Annotated in this window: 13 protein-coding genes; 4 read left to right on the top strand and 9 right to left on the bottom strand. The window is 71.0% G+C overall.

Annotation, left to right across the window (positions count from 1 at the left end; translation table 11 throughout):
• Positions 1 to 38: 38 nt before the first annotated feature.
• On the bottom strand, positions 39 to 2,858 hold the full coding sequence (locus ACGFML_RS03470) for a UPF0182 family protein (RefSeq protein WP_393539487.1): 2,820 nt from the start codon (positions 2,856 to 2,858) through the stop codon (positions 39 to 41).
• Positions 2,859 to 3,072: 214 nt separating this feature from the next.
• On the opposite strand from ACGFML_RS03470, the gene ACGFML_RS03465 reads away from it, so the two are divergent.
• The gene (locus ACGFML_RS03465; protein ID WP_393539486.1) at positions 3,073 to 3,627 is read left to right on the top strand and encodes a PPA1309 family protein; all 555 of its coding nucleotides are present in this window, start codon (positions 3,073 to 3,075) and stop codon (positions 3,625 to 3,627) included.
• Between the two features lie 14 nt (positions 3,628 to 3,641).
• Here the strand turns inward: ACGFML_RS03465 and ACGFML_RS03460 are convergent, their stop codons facing one another.
• The 4 genes from ACGFML_RS03460 to ACGFML_RS03445 all read right to left on the bottom strand — a co-directional run bounded on the left by ACGFML_RS03460 (position 3,642) and on the right by ACGFML_RS03445 (position 6,870).
• Positions 3,642 to 4,739, bottom strand: a complete 1,098-nt coding sequence (locus ACGFML_RS03460) for a PDZ domain-containing protein (protein ID WP_393539484.1) — start codon at positions 4,737 to 4,739, stop codon at positions 3,642 to 3,644.
• Between the two features lie 98 nt (positions 4,740 to 4,837).
• On the bottom strand, positions 4,838 to 5,002 hold the full coding sequence (locus ACGFML_RS03455; RefSeq protein ID WP_393539482.1) for a hypothetical protein: 165 nt from the start codon (positions 5,000 to 5,002) through the stop codon (positions 4,838 to 4,840).
• A 139-nt stretch (positions 5,003 to 5,141) separates the two neighbouring features.
• Positions 5,142 to 5,615 (bottom strand): molybdenum cofactor biosynthesis protein MoaE, encoded by a 474-nt coding sequence (locus ACGFML_RS03450; RefSeq protein WP_393539480.1) that lies wholly within the window; start codon positions 5,613 to 5,615, stop codon positions 5,142 to 5,144.
• A 103-nt stretch (positions 5,616 to 5,718) separates the two neighbouring features.
• A complete protein-coding gene (locus tag ACGFML_RS03445; RefSeq protein ID WP_393539478.1) occupies positions 5,719 to 6,870 on the bottom strand; it encodes an SDR family oxidoreductase in 1,152 nt (383 codons plus the stop codon).
• A 190-nt stretch (positions 6,871 to 7,060) separates the two neighbouring features.
• Between ACGFML_RS03445 and ACGFML_RS03440 the strand changes: the two genes are divergently transcribed.
• Both ACGFML_RS03440 and ACGFML_RS03435 read left to right on the top strand, forming a co-directional pair.
• Positions 7,061 to 8,551, top strand: a complete 1,491-nt coding sequence (locus ACGFML_RS03440) for a zinc-dependent metalloprotease (RefSeq protein WP_393539476.1) — start codon at positions 7,061 to 7,063, stop codon at positions 8,549 to 8,551.
• Positions 8,548 to 9,090 carry an NUDIX hydrolase gene (locus ACGFML_RS03435; RefSeq protein WP_393539474.1) on the top strand — a complete coding sequence of 181 codons (543 nt, stop codon included), beginning with the start codon at positions 8,548 to 8,550 and terminating at the stop codon, positions 9,088 to 9,090. The genes ACGFML_RS03440 and ACGFML_RS03435 overlap by 4 nt, the downstream gene beginning before the upstream one ends.
• A 62-nt stretch (positions 9,091 to 9,152) precedes the next feature.
• Here the strand turns inward: ACGFML_RS03435 and ACGFML_RS03430 are convergent, their stop codons facing one another.
• The 4 genes from ACGFML_RS03430 to ACGFML_RS03415 form a co-directional block, all read right to left on the bottom strand.
• Positions 9,153 to 9,911 (bottom strand): AIM24 family protein, encoded by a 759-nt coding sequence (locus ACGFML_RS03430; RefSeq protein WP_393539471.1) that lies wholly within the window; start codon positions 9,909 to 9,911, stop codon positions 9,153 to 9,155.
• Between the two features lie 20 nt (positions 9,912 to 9,931).
• On the bottom strand, positions 9,932 to 10,615 hold the full coding sequence (locus ACGFML_RS03425) for an AIM24 family protein (protein WP_393539470.1): 684 nt from the start codon (positions 10,613 to 10,615) through the stop codon (positions 9,932 to 9,934).
• Between the two features lie 15 nt (positions 10,616 to 10,630).
• Entirely contained in the window at positions 10,631 to 12,319 is a 1,689-nt protein-coding gene (locus tag ACGFML_RS03420) for a TerD family protein (RefSeq protein WP_393539468.1), read from the bottom strand.
• 110 nt (positions 12,320 to 12,429) lie between these two features.
• Positions 12,430 to 13,056 carry a M48 family metallopeptidase gene (locus ACGFML_RS03415; RefSeq protein ID WP_393539466.1) on the bottom strand — a complete coding sequence of 209 codons (627 nt, stop codon included), beginning with the start codon at positions 13,054 to 13,056 and terminating at the stop codon, positions 12,430 to 12,432.
• 189 nt (positions 13,057 to 13,245) lie between these two features.
• Here ACGFML_RS03415 and ACGFML_RS03410 point away from each other — a divergent pair, with 189 nt between their 5' ends.
• On the top strand, positions 13,246 to 14,373 hold the full coding sequence (locus ACGFML_RS03410) for a ThiF family adenylyltransferase (protein ID WP_393539464.1): 1,128 nt from the start codon (positions 13,246 to 13,248) through the stop codon (positions 14,371 to 14,373).
• The last annotated feature ends 10 nt before the right edge of the window (positions 14,374 to 14,383 follow it).

The following is a 14,383-nucleotide window of genomic DNA, read 5'->3' as shown; positions in this document are numbered from 1 at the left end:
GGCGACCCCAGAGGGGCCGCGGGAGGCCGTCGGGCCGCTCAGTCGCCCGACGAACCCTTCTTCTCCGCGGACTTGGCCTTCTCGGACGCCTGTGCGGCCCGGTCCAGCGCCGCCTTGAGCTTCTTCTTGGCCGCGTCGTACGCGCCCAAGTCCTTTCGCTCCAGGGCCTTCTCGCCGTCCTCGTAGGCCTTCTCCGCATCGCTCAGCGCCTGCTGCACCGTCTGGTCGGACGGCGGCGGCTGACCGGTGTCGCCACCCGGAGGCTTGGTGCCCGCACCCGGCGACTTCTTGCCGAAGACGACGTCCAGCGCATCCTTGAGAGAATCCTCCAGAACCGGCTTGCTGTCGCCGTAGCTGACCAACACCTTCTTCAACAGTGGGTAGTTGGTGCTTGCGCCGCGCAGGTAGACCGGTTCGACGTACAGCAGCCCACCGTCCAGGGGGACGGTCAGCAGATTGCCGTACTCGATCTCCGAATCACCCCTTTTGAGGATGTTGAGCTCATTGGCGATCACCGGATCGGAGTTGAACTTCGACTGCGCCAGCTGCGGGCCGGGCACCGGCGTCTGCGCGGGGAGTTTCAGGAGTCTGATCCGGCCGTAGTCCCGGCTGTTCGCGTCGGCGTCGACCGCCATGAAGGCGCCCAGGTTGTCCTTCTTGTTGGGCGTGAAGGTCGTCGTCAGCGAGAAGGCCTGATCCTTCTGGTCCGGCATCTTCATGCTCAGGTAGTACGGCGGCACGGAGTTGCCCGACTTGGTCGTCGGATCGCTCGGCACCTGCCAGCGCTCCGAGCCGGAGTAGAAGGTCCCCGGGTCCTGGACGTGGTAGGTGGTCAGCAGCTGCCGCTGCACCTTGAACAGGTCCTGGGGGTAGCGCAGATGCTCCTTGAGCTGTGCGCTTATGGCGTCCTTCTTCTTGACCGTGCCGGGGAAGGACTTCATCCAGGTCTTGAGGACCGGGTCCTTCTCGTCCCACTGGTAGAGCTTGACCGATCCGTCATAGGCGTCGACCGTCGCCTTGACCGAATTGCGGATGTAGTTGACCTGGTTCTGCTGGGCCACCACCGCCCGCTGGCCGTTGGTGAGCGAATCGGCCGTGGTGTCCCCGAGCGTGGTGCGCGAGGCGTACGGATAGCCGTTGCTGGTGGTGTAGGCGTCCACGATCCACTGGATCCGGCCCTTGATGACCGCCGGATAGGCGTCGCCGTCGATGGTCAGCCAGGGGGCCACCGCCTCGACCCGCTCCTTGGGCGTGCGGTTGTACAGGATCCGCGAACCGTCGCCGATCGCACCGGAGTAGAGGATCTGCGGCTCCCCGAACGCCACTGCGTAGGCGGCCCGGTTGACCGGGCTGGAGAGGTTCACTCCGCTCTTGCCCGCGTAGCGGTAGCTCTTCTCACCGCTGTCGTCGGAGTAGTCCAGTTCCTTCTGCGGACCGCCGACGATCGAGTACTGCGAGGTCTTCTCGCCGTAGTACACCCGCTGCTGGTAGGAGGGGAGCCCGCCCTTGGTCGGCAGGTCCGACTCGGTGTACCTCGGCCCGCCGCCGGAATCGGTCTCGGTCCCCTTCGCGGCGACCGCGCCGTAGCCGTGGGTGTACTTGAAGTGGTCGTTGATCCAGTTGTGGTCCGGGATGCCGGCGATGTTCAGCTCGCGCAGGCCGATGACCGTGTCCTGTTCGGCGCCGCTCTTGTCCTTGTACCGGTCGACGTCGAGGGTGGACGGGAACTGGTAGTACGCCCGCACCTGCTGCTGTTGCTGGAAGGCCGGCGAGACGACGTTCGGGTCGAGCAGGCGCATGCTGGCCGTGGTGTCGGCCGCGTCCCGCAGCCGCTGGCTGTCCTCCTTGCCGGCGGGCTTGTCATTGCCCTTGTACGGCGTGACCTCGGAGTCCTGGATGTCGTACGCGTCCCGGGTCGCCTTGATGTTCTGCTTGATGTACGGCGCTTCCTTGTTCGCCTCGTTCGGCTGGACCTGGAACTTCTGCACGATCGCCGGATACAGCCCGCCGATCAGGACCGCCGAGAGCACCATCAGGCCGAAGCCGATCACCGGCAGCTGCCAGGTGCGGCGCCAGAGGGTCGCGAAGAACAGCACCGCGCAGATCGCCGCGATGAAGAACAGAATGGTCTTCGCCGGGAGATAGGCATGGGCGTCGACGTAGCGCAGCCCGGTCCAGTTGTCCGCCGACCGCAGCCCGCTGGACTTGACCGCCAGGCCGTACCGGTCGAGCCAGTAGGCGATGGCCTTGAGCGAGACGAAGATGCCCAGCAGCACCGACAGATGACCGGTGGCGGCGGCCGTCGCCCGGGAGCCGGGGCTGGTGACCCGCAGCCCGCCGTAGAGGTAGTGCGTCAACGCCGAGGCCACCAGGCACAGCACCGCGCAGGCGAAGCCGAAGCTCAGCAGGAAGCGGTACCAGGGCAGATCGAAGGCGAAGAACGCGACGTCCAGGCCGAACTGCGGGTCCTTCTGCCCGAATTGCACGCCGTTGACCCACTGCAGCCAGGTGCGCCACTCACCGGACGCCGACGCACCCGCGATCAGCCCGATCACCGCGGTGACCGCGATCAGCGCCCACTTCTTGAACGGGGCGATGCCCATCCGGTAGCGGTCCAGGCTCTGCTGCTCCATGGACATCGCGCTGAGCGGCGGCCGCAGCCGGTGCGCCAGCCAGATGTTGACGCCGACGGCCACCGCCATCACGGCACCGAAGGCACAGAACAGACCGATCTTGGTCCACAGGGTGGTGGTGAAGACCGATGAGTAGTCGACCGAGCGGTACCACAACCAGTCGGTCCAGAACCCGGAGAACATCACGAAGAGCATGGCCAGGACGGCCAGTACCCCCAGTGTCATGAGCAGGGTCCGGACCCGCCGGGACGGTCGGCCGACTCTGATCCGTGGCCCGGAGGGGCCTCCGCCGCGGTCCGGCATCTGGAAAGCCAAGGTGCGCACCTCGAAGTTCGCTGTTGTGTGGAACAGGCCCGGCGATAGTAGGACCCAGTGATGCAACTTACGAAGGCTTTACTCGGTTCCCGTTTTCCGGGGTGGACAAGGCACGATGTTGAGCATGACCAACCTCCCCGTTGACGGCACCCCCCTCGCCGCCGACCCGCTGACCCGCGCCGTACTCGAAATCGACGAATACGCCGCCGGACTCGGCTGGGATCAGCCCGCCCGCCTGTTCGCCCTCGTCGACACCGCCAAGCTGCGCGATCAGGAGCCCTCGCTCGCCGCCCAGCTCGGCATCGACGACTCCACCACCGCTTCCCTGACCCCCGTCGAGCAGGACGAGGTCCCGGCCGACGTCCCGCTGGACGAGTTCCTCGCCACCATCGCCTGGCCGGACGCCGTCACCGGCTGCGCGCTGACCGTGGAGCGGCTGATGCTGCCGCCGTCCGCCGAGGACTCCGTACCCGAGGGCCTGAACGAGGCTCAGCTCGCCACCTGGGTCGCCGAGCACCCGGACCGCCAGGAGGTCCGTATGACCGTGGCCGTACTGCGCGACGGTGCCCGCGAATCGGCGCTGCGGCTGCGCGAGAAGGACTCCACGTCCGAGGTGCTCACCGGATCCGCCCTGGTGCCGGGTCTCGCGGAGGCACTGGCGGCGACCTTCGAAGCCTGAGCGGCGTCACCGCACTACGAACGGCCTGCCGGGCTGCAGCTCGGCAGGCCGGCGGTGTCGCCCTTGCGGATCTTCTCCAGCGCCTTGACGGCGTCGCCTATCGTGCCGACCTTCACCAGCGTCAGGCCCTTCGGGGTGTCCTTGGCGGCGGCCGCGCAGTTTTCCTTGGGCGTCAGGAAGAACTCCGCACCCTGGTCCCGCGCACCGACCGTCTTCATGGAGATGCCGCCGATCGGCCCGACCTTGCCCTTGTCGTCGATCGTGCCCGTGCCGGCCACGAACTTGCCGCCGGTCATGTTCCCGGGCGTGAGCTTGTCGACGATGCCGAGGGCGAACATCAGCCCCGCGCTGGGGCCACCGACATCGGCCAGCTTGACGTCGATGGGGAACGGAAAGGTGTGGTCCACCCCGGCCTGGATCCCCACGACGGCCCGGCCGCCCTTCGCCTTCGTCGTCGTGAGCGAGACCTGCTTCAGGCCGCCGGCGGGCTTCTTGCCCTTCTTCTCCGCAGCGGCCGCCTCCTTGGCGGGGATGACCGTGAAGACCGTCTTCTCGCCCGCCTTGTGCCGGGTGACGAGCTCGGCGACGTCGCTGTACGTCGTGACGGCCTTGCCGTCCACCGCCTTGATCACATCGCCCGCGTGCAGCCGCCCGTCGGCCGGCTTGTCCTTGATGACCGAACCGACCACCGTCTGCGTCGCCACCGGGATGTGCAGCTGGTCGAGGGCGGCGACCTTGGCGCTCTCCTGGGACTGGCTGAACTCCTCGGCGTTCTCCTGGTCCGCCTGCTCGGCCGTCTGCCCCTCGGGGTAGAGCGTCTTGTGCGGCACCACGGCGCTGTCGTGGTCCAGCCAGCCGTAGACCGCCTCGAAGAGGTTCATGGTGTAGTCGGGGCCGGTGACCCGGACCGTGGTCATGTTGAGGTGACCGGTCGGCTGATAGGTCTTGCGCCCGGAGATCTGCAGCACCGGCTCACCCGCGTGATCGCCCAGGGTGTTCACCGTCGGGCCCGGTGACATCTCGGCATACGGCACGGGGATCAGCACCCCCGCGCAGAGCAGCGCGATCAGCATCAGGGTCGAGGCGAGCAGCGTCGCGGTGCGGCGTGGCATGGAACGACAGTACGGGACGGGTATGACAACCGGCCCGCGGGGCCGTCCGTACGGGGACGGACCGCGGGGACGTTGCACACGCGTATGCCGCGGACCCCTCAGGCGGCGTCCGAGGCGGGATCGGAAGCGGAATGCTCACGCTCCATCGCCTCGCGGAACCGGGCGTAGCCCGCGAGTTCCTGTCCGTCCCCGGACTTACGGTTCCGCTGGGTCCAGGTGCTCCACACCGCCGCGACGAGCGCGGCCACAACCGGAACCAGCAACCACAGGAGCGCACCCACAGCGACCTCCCAACCCCTTGTACGACCGCGATCGACGATTAGCAGATTAACCATCCGATAGGTCAACGCTTACGCCAGGGGGCGGGTTACGCAACCGGAGCAACAGGGCCGCGGGCCGCCCCTAAACCCCCACCCACTCCTCTGCACCATCGGAGAACGTCTGGTGCTTCCAGATGGGAACCTGGTGTTTGAGGTCGTCAATGAGCTTGCGACACGCCTCGAACGCCTCGCCCCGGTGCGGGCAGGAGACCGCCACGACGACGGCCAGATCACCGATCTCGAGATCACCCACTCGGTGGACTGCGGCCAGCGCCCGGACGGGGTACTCGGCGACGACCTTCTCGGCGATGCTTCTGATGTGTGCCTCGGCGGAAGGGTGCGCAGAGTAGCCGAGCTCCGCGACGTCCGCACCACCGTCGTGCGAACGGACCGTGCCCACGAACAACGCGGTGCCGCCCGCCGCGGCGTCCCCGACGGCCGCGAAGACCTCGTCCACGGACAGCGTGGTGTCGCGGATCGCGATGAGCCGGATCGGGTCCGCGGCGGCCTGCTCGCCGGGGTGGTCACGGCCGGGGCAAGAGATAGCGGCTGACATGCTCCCATCGTGCCGCACCGGGCCCGCGCTCGGAAATGGCCGATTCCACCGGGCATCCGCAGCGCCGTATGGAGGCTCATACAGCCCGCGGGCCCCCGCCGCCTCAGATGCGGCGGCGGGCCTTGCGGGCGCGCCGGACCAGGGCGGCGGTGCCCAGCAGCGCGACGGTGGCGCCGGCCGCACCGGCGGCGGTGGCGTCCTTGCGGCCCAGGCGGCGGCCGGCGACGGTGTGGCGTCCGGCGACCTCCTCCAGGAGCTCGGCGAGCACCTCCTCGTTCGTCCACTTCGGCCGCCAGCCCGCCTCGTGCAGACGGCTGCCGCTGACCACCCAGGGGTGCATCGTGTACGCGAGGTCGCCGGCGGGCGAGGGGGTCAGCCCGATGCGGTGCAGCCGGGCGGCGGCGCCCAGGGCGACCGAGGACGGCAGCTCCATGCGCCGGATCCCGGTCAGCTCCTCGACCTCCTCCTGTTCCAGCCAGCCGTCGCAGCCCACCGCCAGCTCGCCGTCGACCTTCTCCAGGGCGGCGTACTCCAGCGCGCCGACCAGGTCCTCGACGTGGCAGAACTGCCAGGCGGGCCGGGAGCCGGCCACCACCAGGAGGCGGGGCGACTCGAAGTATCGGGTCAGGGCCGTGTCGGTGCCGCCCACCAGGACGGTGGGGCGCAGCACGGTGACGTTCAGGCCGGGGTGGGCGCGGGGTGCGCGGTGGGCGAGGTGCTCGATCTCCAGGAGGTCGCCGACGCCGGTGGCGTCGGCGGTGGCCCGCAGCTCGGCGTCCTCCGCCAGCGGAACGTCGTTGTCGGGCAGCGCGCCGTAGACCATGGCGGAGGTGCAGAGCACCACCCGGTGCACGCCGGCCGCGGCGGCGGCGGTCAGGACGGTCTGGGTGCCGCGGACGTTGTAGGCGGTGCGGGCCGCGGCGTCGGTCTCCAGGTCGAGGTCGAGCGCCAGGTGGACGACGACGTCGGCGCCGCGCAGTTTGTCGGCGATGGCGGGGTCGCGCACGTCCAGGATGTGCCACTGGGCCTCGGCGACGTCGCCGCGCCGCTCGTCGATGGCCACGACCTGTTTGACGTCGTCGGATTCCACCAGGGCGCGGGTGAGCAGCGCGCCGACCCCGGAGGCGGCTCCGGTGACGGCCACCACGGGCCGGCGCAGCGGCCGATCCCTGGCGCCTCCTGTGCCGTCGCCTGCCGGCTCGGCCTTGGCCGCAGCGTTTCGCGCTGCGCGAACGGTCGGATCTGGGGAACTCACCGGGCGTCTCCAGCGGTTGAATTCAGTACGTACACGTGCTGACGCGTACGTACCAGGTGCCGTCCATCCTGCCGCAGGCACCGCGCCGGTGAAGCACCGAGCCCCGAAGCGGGGCGGGTGTCTACGCTGGAGGTGATGTCGGGCAGCCGCCGTCGGCCCCTGCCGACGGCCCTACGAGCCGAGGAAACCCGTGAGTGACACCCCATTTGGATTCGGCCTTCCGCCGGAGGAGCCGGAGGACGGCGACAACGGCAACAAGAAGGGCGGCCAGGGAGGTAGCCAGGGCCCTGCGGACCCCTTCGGGTTCGGCGGCGGGAGCGGCGGCGCGGACAATCCGTTCGCGGCGCTCTTCGGCGGCATGGGAGGCCCCGGCGGCGAGATGAACCCTGGCGATCTGGGGGCCGCCTTCCAGAAGCTCGGCCAGATGCTCTCCTACGAGGGCGGCCCGGTGAACTGGGAGATGGCCAAGGACATCGCGCGGCAGACCGTCGCGCAGGGCGCCGAGGACGGCAGCAAGGACGCCAGCCTGTCGCCGGGCGAGCGCAGCGCGGTCGAGGAGGCCGTCCGCCTGGCGGACCTGTGGCTGGACGGCGTGACGTCGCTGCCGTCGGGGTCCGGCTCGGTGGTGGCCTGGAGCCGCGCCGAGTGGGTCGAGGAGACCCTGCCGGTGTGGAAGGACCTGGTCAACCCGCTCGCCGAACGCGTCGGCTCGGCCATGGGCGATGTGCTGCCCGGGGAGATGGCGGCCATGGCGGGCCCCCTGCTCGGGATGATGCGCTCCATGGGCGGCGCGATGTTCGGTACCCAGATCGGCCAGGCGCTGGGCGTGCTGGCCAGTGAGGTCGTCGGGTCCACGGACATCGGCCTGCCGCTGGGCCCGGCCGGCAAGGCCGCGCTGCTGCCCGGGAACATCTCCTCGTTCGGCGCCGGCCTGGGCGTCCCGGAGGAGGAGGTGCGGCTCTACCTTGCGCTGCGCGAGGCCGCCCACCAGCGGCTCTTCGCGCATGTGCCGTGGCTGCGCTCGCATCTGTTCGGTGCCGTCGAGGGCTACGCCCGGGGCATCAAGGTCGATACGACCAAGCTGGAGGACGTGGTCGGCCAGATCGACCCGCAGCATCCCGAGGAGCTGCAGAACGCCCTGCAGCAGGGGATGTTCCAGCCCGAGGACACCCCGGAGCAGAAGGCCGCGCTGGCCCGCCTGGAGACCGCGCTGGCCCTCGTCGAGGGCTGGGTGGACGCGGTGGTGCACGCCGCCGCCAAGCCGCATCTGCCGTCGGCGGACAAGCTGCGCGAGACGCTGCGGCGCCGCCGGGCGAGCGGCGGCCCGGCCGAGCAGACGTTCTCCACGCTGATCGGTCTCCAGCTGCGTCCGCGGCGGCTGCGGGACGCCTCGCGGCTGTGGGCGTCCCTGACGGACGCCCGGGGTCTGGAGGGCCGCGACGGCCTGTGGGAGCACCCGGACATGCTGCCGACGGCGGCCGACCTGGACGACCCGGACGGCTTCGTCCACCACGAGCAGCTGGACTTCTCCGAGCTCGACAAGATGCTCGGCGAGGCCGCGGGCGGCGGCAGGCCGGATCTGTCCAAGCCCGCCGAGGACACCGGGAACACCGGGAACACCAAGGACACCGACGGCCCGGACCAGGCCCCCGGTGAGGGCGAGGGGGACGGCGAGAAGTGAGCCTGCACGAGGACGCGGCGCGGGTGCTCAAGGAGTGGCCCGCGCCCTCGCCCGGCCAGGACGAGCTGCGCCTGTCGTATCTCGACCACCTCGCCGCCCACCGGGACGGCATCTGGAAGCCGTGCAAGGACGGGCACATCACGGCGAGCGCCCTGGTGGTCGACCCGTCCGGCGGCCGGGTGCTGCTCACCCTCCACCGCAAGCTGGAGATGTGGCTCCAGATGGGCGGGCACTGCGAGCCGGAGGACGCGACGCTGGCGGACGCGGCCCTGCGGGAGGCGCGTGAGGAGTCGGGGATCGCCCAGGGGCTGACGCTGCTGCCCGGCGGGCCGGTGCGGCTCGACCGCCATCACACGCCCTGCGCCTGGCACTTGGACGTGCAGTACGCCGCGCTGGCGCCCGCCGGCGCGGTGGCCGCGATCAGCGACGAGTCGCTGGACCTGCGCTGGTTCGGCTACGACGAGGTGGCCTCGGTGGCCGACGCGTCCGTGGTGCGTCTGGTGGACCGGACCCGCGCGCTGCTGCGGCAGGCCGCCTGACACGCGAGCGGCGCCGGTGCCCCATGGGAGGGCACCGGCGCCGGACCGGCCGACGCCGCGCGTCAGTTGGTGAAGATGTTGCCCTGGTTGGCTCCCCGGGCGCCCTGCTGGCCCATGCCGAACTGGGCGGACATCCCGGAACCGATGACGGCGTTCTGCGGCGGCAGCAGCTCGCTGGGCTGCACCAGCGCGTAGCCCTGGCCGAGGAAGCTGAGTTCCCAGCCCTCGCCGGTGTTGCCGCGTCGGCGCCACACACCGGAGGAGTGGGTCTGCGCCTGCATCTGCACCCGCAGTGAGGCGGACCAGGCGACCACCGCGTCCGCGTCGGCGTTGACGTACTTGTCGGGCGTGACCGGCAGCATCAGCGGCTGCCCCGAGGTCATCAGCGCGACCTTGCCCCGCCCGGAGATGTTGAGCTGGTACTTGCCGGTGCCGGAGATCCCGTACTGGCTGTCGACGGAGACGACGTCCCAGTGGAGGCCCGAGTCCAGCGCCAGGACGTAGTTGCTGTCGACGGTCAGGCCGTCGTGATCGACGTCGACGACGTGCACGTACTGGGCGAGGTTGGCCAGATAGACGGTGCCCTGCCCGGACACCCGCATCAGGTCCAGGCCCTCACCCGAGTAGGCACGGGCGCGGTGCTGGCCGGGCGTCTGGTAGTTGCCGTCGAACTCGAGCAGCCCCTGATAGGCGACCATCGAGCCCTTGCGGGCGAGGACGTCCTCGTGGCCCTGGAGGGCGACGCGCAGCAACTGGCTGTTCTGCAGGGCGTAGCGGTCCTGGGTCTGTGCCTCGGTGAAGGCGAAAAGCGGACTCTGCATGGCGTGTTCGGTCCTCCCCCTCAGCCCCGGGCCCGGAGCCGGTCGGTGCTGTCCTCGCTGGGCTGGACGACGACGAACCCCTGGCCGGAGAAGCCCAGTTGGTACGCCTCGCCGCTGCCGCGCCCGATCATCGAGGACGCCTTGAAGCTGCGCTTGCCCTTCATCTTCAAGTGGGTCGACCAGGCCACCAGGGCGTCCGGGTCCACATAGGTCTCGTCCTCGCCGCGGCCGCAGTCGACGACGATGGGCGTGCCCCGGGAGGTCAGCGCGACCCAGCCGGTGCCGGAGATCCCGACGTTGAAGAGCCCCTGGCCGGCGAACTTCGCCATCCCCTTGACGCGCTGCACGCCCCACTGGAGCTGGGCGTCGAAGGCGAGGAGATTGGTGCCGTTGACGGAGAGCGAGTCGCCGTTCAGGTTGATGCAGACCACGTCGGCGCCGTAGTCGGCGAGGAAGAGCAGTCCGTCGCCGGAGCACTTCATCAGCGGTGCGCCCTCGCCGGTGAACCACTGGGAGGCCATCTGGCGCACGGCGGGCGGATTCGGCTCGTACTGGACGAAACCCTCGTAGGCGACCATCGAGCCGGTGCGCGCGAAGACGTCCTGGCCGCTCTGCATGGCGATCTTCACCATGGCGTTGCCGTGGTTCTCCATGCGGGCGGCGGGCGGGGTCGGGACGTAGCCCGACAGCTGCTGCTGGTTCATGTTTTACGGGCTCCCTCAGACCTCGTAGGGCTGGACGACGATGAAGTTGCCGGGTGCACCGCGGAACTGGAGGTTCACGGTCTCTCCGGAGTGCCCCGGATAGGCCTGCCGGCGCAGGCTCACCTGGCTGGAGATGATCACCTGGGAGGCGGCGGACCAGGCGACGATGGCGTTGGCGTCGGCGAAGGTGGTCGGCGTGACCGGCAGCACGACGGGCGTGCCCTGGGTCTTGACGACGATGGTGCCGGTCCCCTGGAACTGCATGGTGAACAGGGCACCGCCGGGGATGCCGTGGCCCTCGATCCGGCGGACCTCGTGCTGGAGCGACTCGTCGAAGGCCAGGACGGCCTCGGCGGACACGCAGATCGCGTCGCCCTGCAGCTCGATGGGGTGGACGTGCGCGCTGTTCTCGGCGAAGAACACCTGGCCCTGGCCGGTGCAGCGCATCAGCTGCATCTCCTGGCCGGTGGCGTTGCCGACGATCCGGCCGCGGAAGCCGGCGCCCTTGTAGCCGAAGTCGACCTTGCCCTGATAGAGCACCATGCTGCCCTGGCGGGCGAGCACCGGCTGACCGTCGACACCGAGGTCGACGCGGATCAGCTTGCTGTTCTGCGGTGCCCAGCGCTGGCCGGTGGGGGCTTCCTTGTACTTGTCCAGGACCACGCCCAGGCCGGGGCCGCCCCCTTGGGGGACGGTCGGGGCCTGGCCCGGATACGGGGCGCCCGGGGGCTGCTGGCCCGGCTGACCGTACGGGGCGGGCTGGCCGGGGAACTGGCCGTAAGGGTCCTGCCCCGGGGACGGCTGCCCGTACGGGGGCGCCTGCGGGGGGTGCTGGCCTGGGTGACCGCCGGGCGCGGGGCCGCCGTAGGGCTGCTGTCCGGGCGGGCCGGGCACTCCGGGCGGCGGCACCGGGCCGCCCGGCGGCACCATGGGCGCGGCGATGGTCGGCGCGCTGTGGACCTGCGGGGCGGCCGGGGGCTGCGGGGCCTGCGGCTGCTGCGGGGCGGGCGCGGGCGCCCCCTGCGGCGGGCCGAAGTCGGGGGCGCGCTGCTGCTGCGGCACCGGCGCCGGGGCGGGCGGCGCGAACGACGGTGCGGGCGCCGGGGCCGCCCCGCCGGGCGGCGCGAAACCGGGCACCCCCTGGGCCGTCGCGGGCGCGGGCGCCTCTGGGGCCTCTTCGGCGACCTCGCCGCCGAAGTTCTTCAGCAGCGCCTCCAGGCCGCCGTCGAAACCCTGGCCGACCGCGGCGAACCGCCAGACGTCCTTGAGGTAGAAGTCGCCGAGCATCACGGCGCGTTCGGTGCTGAACTCGCTGCCGTCGAAGGAGTAGCGGGCGACCTCCTCGCCGCCGGCCACGATCCGGATGTGGCCGGGGCCGATCTGGGAGACCTGGCCGGCGCCGTCGAGGGCGGCGGTGAAGGAGAGCTTCTGGATGTGCGGCGGAATGCCGTCGAGGGTGACCCGGAAGGACTCGGCGTCGCCCGCCTGCGCGCCGAGCAGTTGGATGGACTCCTCGGGCGATTTGGGCTGGTTGAAGAAAATGAAGTAGCGGTCGTCGGACAGCCGCTCCGCGGCGTCCAGACCGAAGCAGCTGATGTCGAAGGACAGGCCGGGACCACCGATCTGCACGCCGACGTACAGATCCGTGCCCGCCGTGAGATCACTGATCTTGGCCTTGTGGCCCCGCTGGAATTCCCTGGCCATACGCTCCGACCGTCCCCCGCTCCCGCTGTGAGTTCGTCACGCGCCAGGCTAACCGCTGCCGCCGACAGCGGGCGATGCCGGGGCGCCGCCAATACCGCCCCGCACGGCCGTCATTCGCTGCGCGCCGCGGGCAGATGCGGCAGACGGCCGGCCGCGACCACTCCCTCGAGGTAGCCGCGGGCCCGCTCGGTGCGCGGGTAGGACTCCAGCAGGCTCCAGAACCGCGGCCCGTGGCCGGGCACCAGGAGATGGGCGAGCTCGTGCAGCAGGACGTAGTCGATGACGTACTCCGGCATGCCCTGCAGACGGTGCGACAGGCGGATACTGCCCTCGGCCGGGGTGCACGACCCCCAGCGGGTGTTCTGGTTGGTCACCCAGCGCACCGACACGGGGCGGGCCCGGCCCTGGAGGAACTGGTCGGACAGCCGCTCGGCCCGCTCCGCGAGCTCGCTGCCGCCCAGCATCTTCCTGCTCTCCTGAGCGGCCAGCTTGTCCAGCATGACGGTGATCCAACGACGCTCCTCGGCCTCGGACATACGGGCCGGAATGAGCACGATCGTCCGGTCGCCCTCGCGGTACGCGGAGACCGTTCTGCGCCGCCGTGAACTGCGGCGCACCTCCACCACACCGGCGCCCGGGCCACGCGCCTCCGGGCCCGCACCGGCCCCGCGCGAAGGGTCAGCGGTACGGCGCAGGGGCGTCTCTCCTGCACCGCGCGGGGAAGGGTCGGCGGGCACGCGCCCGACGTTACCCGCCCTCCCGGCGCGAAGTCCCGCCCCGCGGAGGGTTCGCCACCGAAACGCTCCACGACGTGCACAGCTTGTATGACCAATACCCACGGCCTGTGGACAACTTTCTCCACCGCTTCCCGTTCCGCCCCATGCTGAGGACCTGACGAGAAGAAACGGGGGCGGATCATGCATCCGATGCTCAAGCCCGCGCTGCGGCGCGGCTGGCGGGACCGGGAGACGGTGCGCTTCGGCGTGGCACCGGCCCATGCCGTGGTGGTGGGGCCACTGGACACCGCGACCGGCAGCTTCCTGCAAATGATCGACGGCACACGCACCGTGCCGCAGCTGGTCGCGGACGCCGGAGCACTGGACCTGCCACCGGCCCACGCGCGGGGTGTGGTGGACCGCCTCGGCACGGCCGGTCTGCTGGAGGACACGACCGCGAGCGGGCCCGGCACCGAAGCCGTACGAGCCGACGGCGCCGCCTTCGACCGGCTGCGGCCGGATCTGGCGTCGCTCTCGGTCCGGCACCCCGAAACAGGGGGCGCCATGGGACGGATGGGGGCACGCCGGGCGGTTCGCGCGCGGGTGCGCGGGGCGGGGCGGGTGGGCGCCGCGGTCGCCGCACTGCTCTCGGCCGCGGGCATCGGCCGAGTGGAAGTGCTGGACGGCGGAGACGTCGCACCGTGGGACGTCACACCGGGCGGGCTGCCCGCCGAACGGATCGGCGAGCGGCGCGATGCCGGCGCGCGACGGCTCGTCCAGCGGTCCTCCCCCTGGAGCCGCGCACCTCGGCCGAGGGTGCCGGTCAGCGATTCCGGCGAACCCGGACTCTCCCTCGTGGTCCTCGCACCGCGCGACGGCCTCGCCGCCTACGCCCCCGATCCCGTCCTGTCCGAACCGCTGCTCAGCGCCGGCATCCCCCATCTTTACGCCGGGGTGATCGAGGGCACGGGTGTGGTGGGCCCGCTGGTGCTGCCGGGCGGCTCGGCGTGCGCCCGCTGCGACGAACTGCACCGCACGGACGCGGAGCCGGCCTGGCCGCGGCTGCTGGCCCAGTGGCGGTCCGGGCGCGGCTCCCCCGCCGTACCGGCCTGCGACAGCGCGCTCGCGACGGCGGTGGCGGGGCTCGCCGCGGTCCAGGCGCTGACGTTCCTCGACGGCGAACTCCCTCCCTGCACGGGGGCACGCATGGAACTCGCGCTGCCGTGTGCGAGCGTGCGCACGGTGCGGATCGCGCCGCATCCGCAGTGCGGTTGCGGGGCCGCCACCGCACCGGCACGGCAGGCGCCTCGGATTCTCGAACGCGAGACGCCACAATGACGGAGTAACC

Source organism: Streptomyces sp. NPDC048650 (assembly GCF_043199095.1).
Lineage (GTDB): Bacteria > Actinomycetota > Actinomycetes > Streptomycetales > Streptomycetaceae > Streptomyces.
The sequence above is the reverse complement of the archived record's forward strand: the minus strand, read 5'-3'. Positions and strand labels throughout refer to the sequence as shown.

Excerpts from the sequence above, each read along its gene's own strand:
- ACGFML_RS03460 (WP_393539484.1), bottom strand. The coding sequence starts at position 4,739 with ATGCCACGCCGCACCGCGACGCTGCTCGCCTCGACCCTGATGCTGATC.
- ACGFML_RS03425 (WP_393539470.1), bottom strand. The coding sequence starts at position 10,615 with ATGAACCAGCAGCAGCTGTCGGGCTACGTCCCGACCCCGCCCGCCGCC.
- ACGFML_RS03430 (WP_393539471.1), bottom strand. The coding sequence starts at position 9,911 with ATGCAGAGTCCGCTTTTCGCCTTCACCGAGGCACAGACCCAGGACCGC.
- ACGFML_RS03450 (WP_393539480.1), bottom strand. The coding sequence starts at position 5,615 with ATGTCAGCCGCTATCTCTTGCCCCGGCCGTGACCACCCCGGCGAGCAG.
- ACGFML_RS03470 (WP_393539487.1), bottom strand. The coding sequence starts at position 2,858 with ATGACACTGGGGGTACTGGCCGTCCTGGCCATGCTCTTCGTGATGTTC.
- ACGFML_RS03420 (WP_393539468.1), bottom strand. The coding sequence starts at position 12,319 with ATGGCCAGGGAATTCCAGCGGGGCCACAAGGCCAAGATCAGTGATCTC.
- ACGFML_RS03410 (WP_393539464.1), top strand. The coding sequence starts at position 13,246 with ATGCTCAAGCCCGCGCTGCGGCGCGGCTGGCGGGACCGGGAGACGGTG.
- ACGFML_RS03465 (WP_393539486.1), top strand. The coding sequence starts at position 3,073 with ATGACCAACCTCCCCGTTGACGGCACCCCCCTCGCCGCCGACCCGCTG.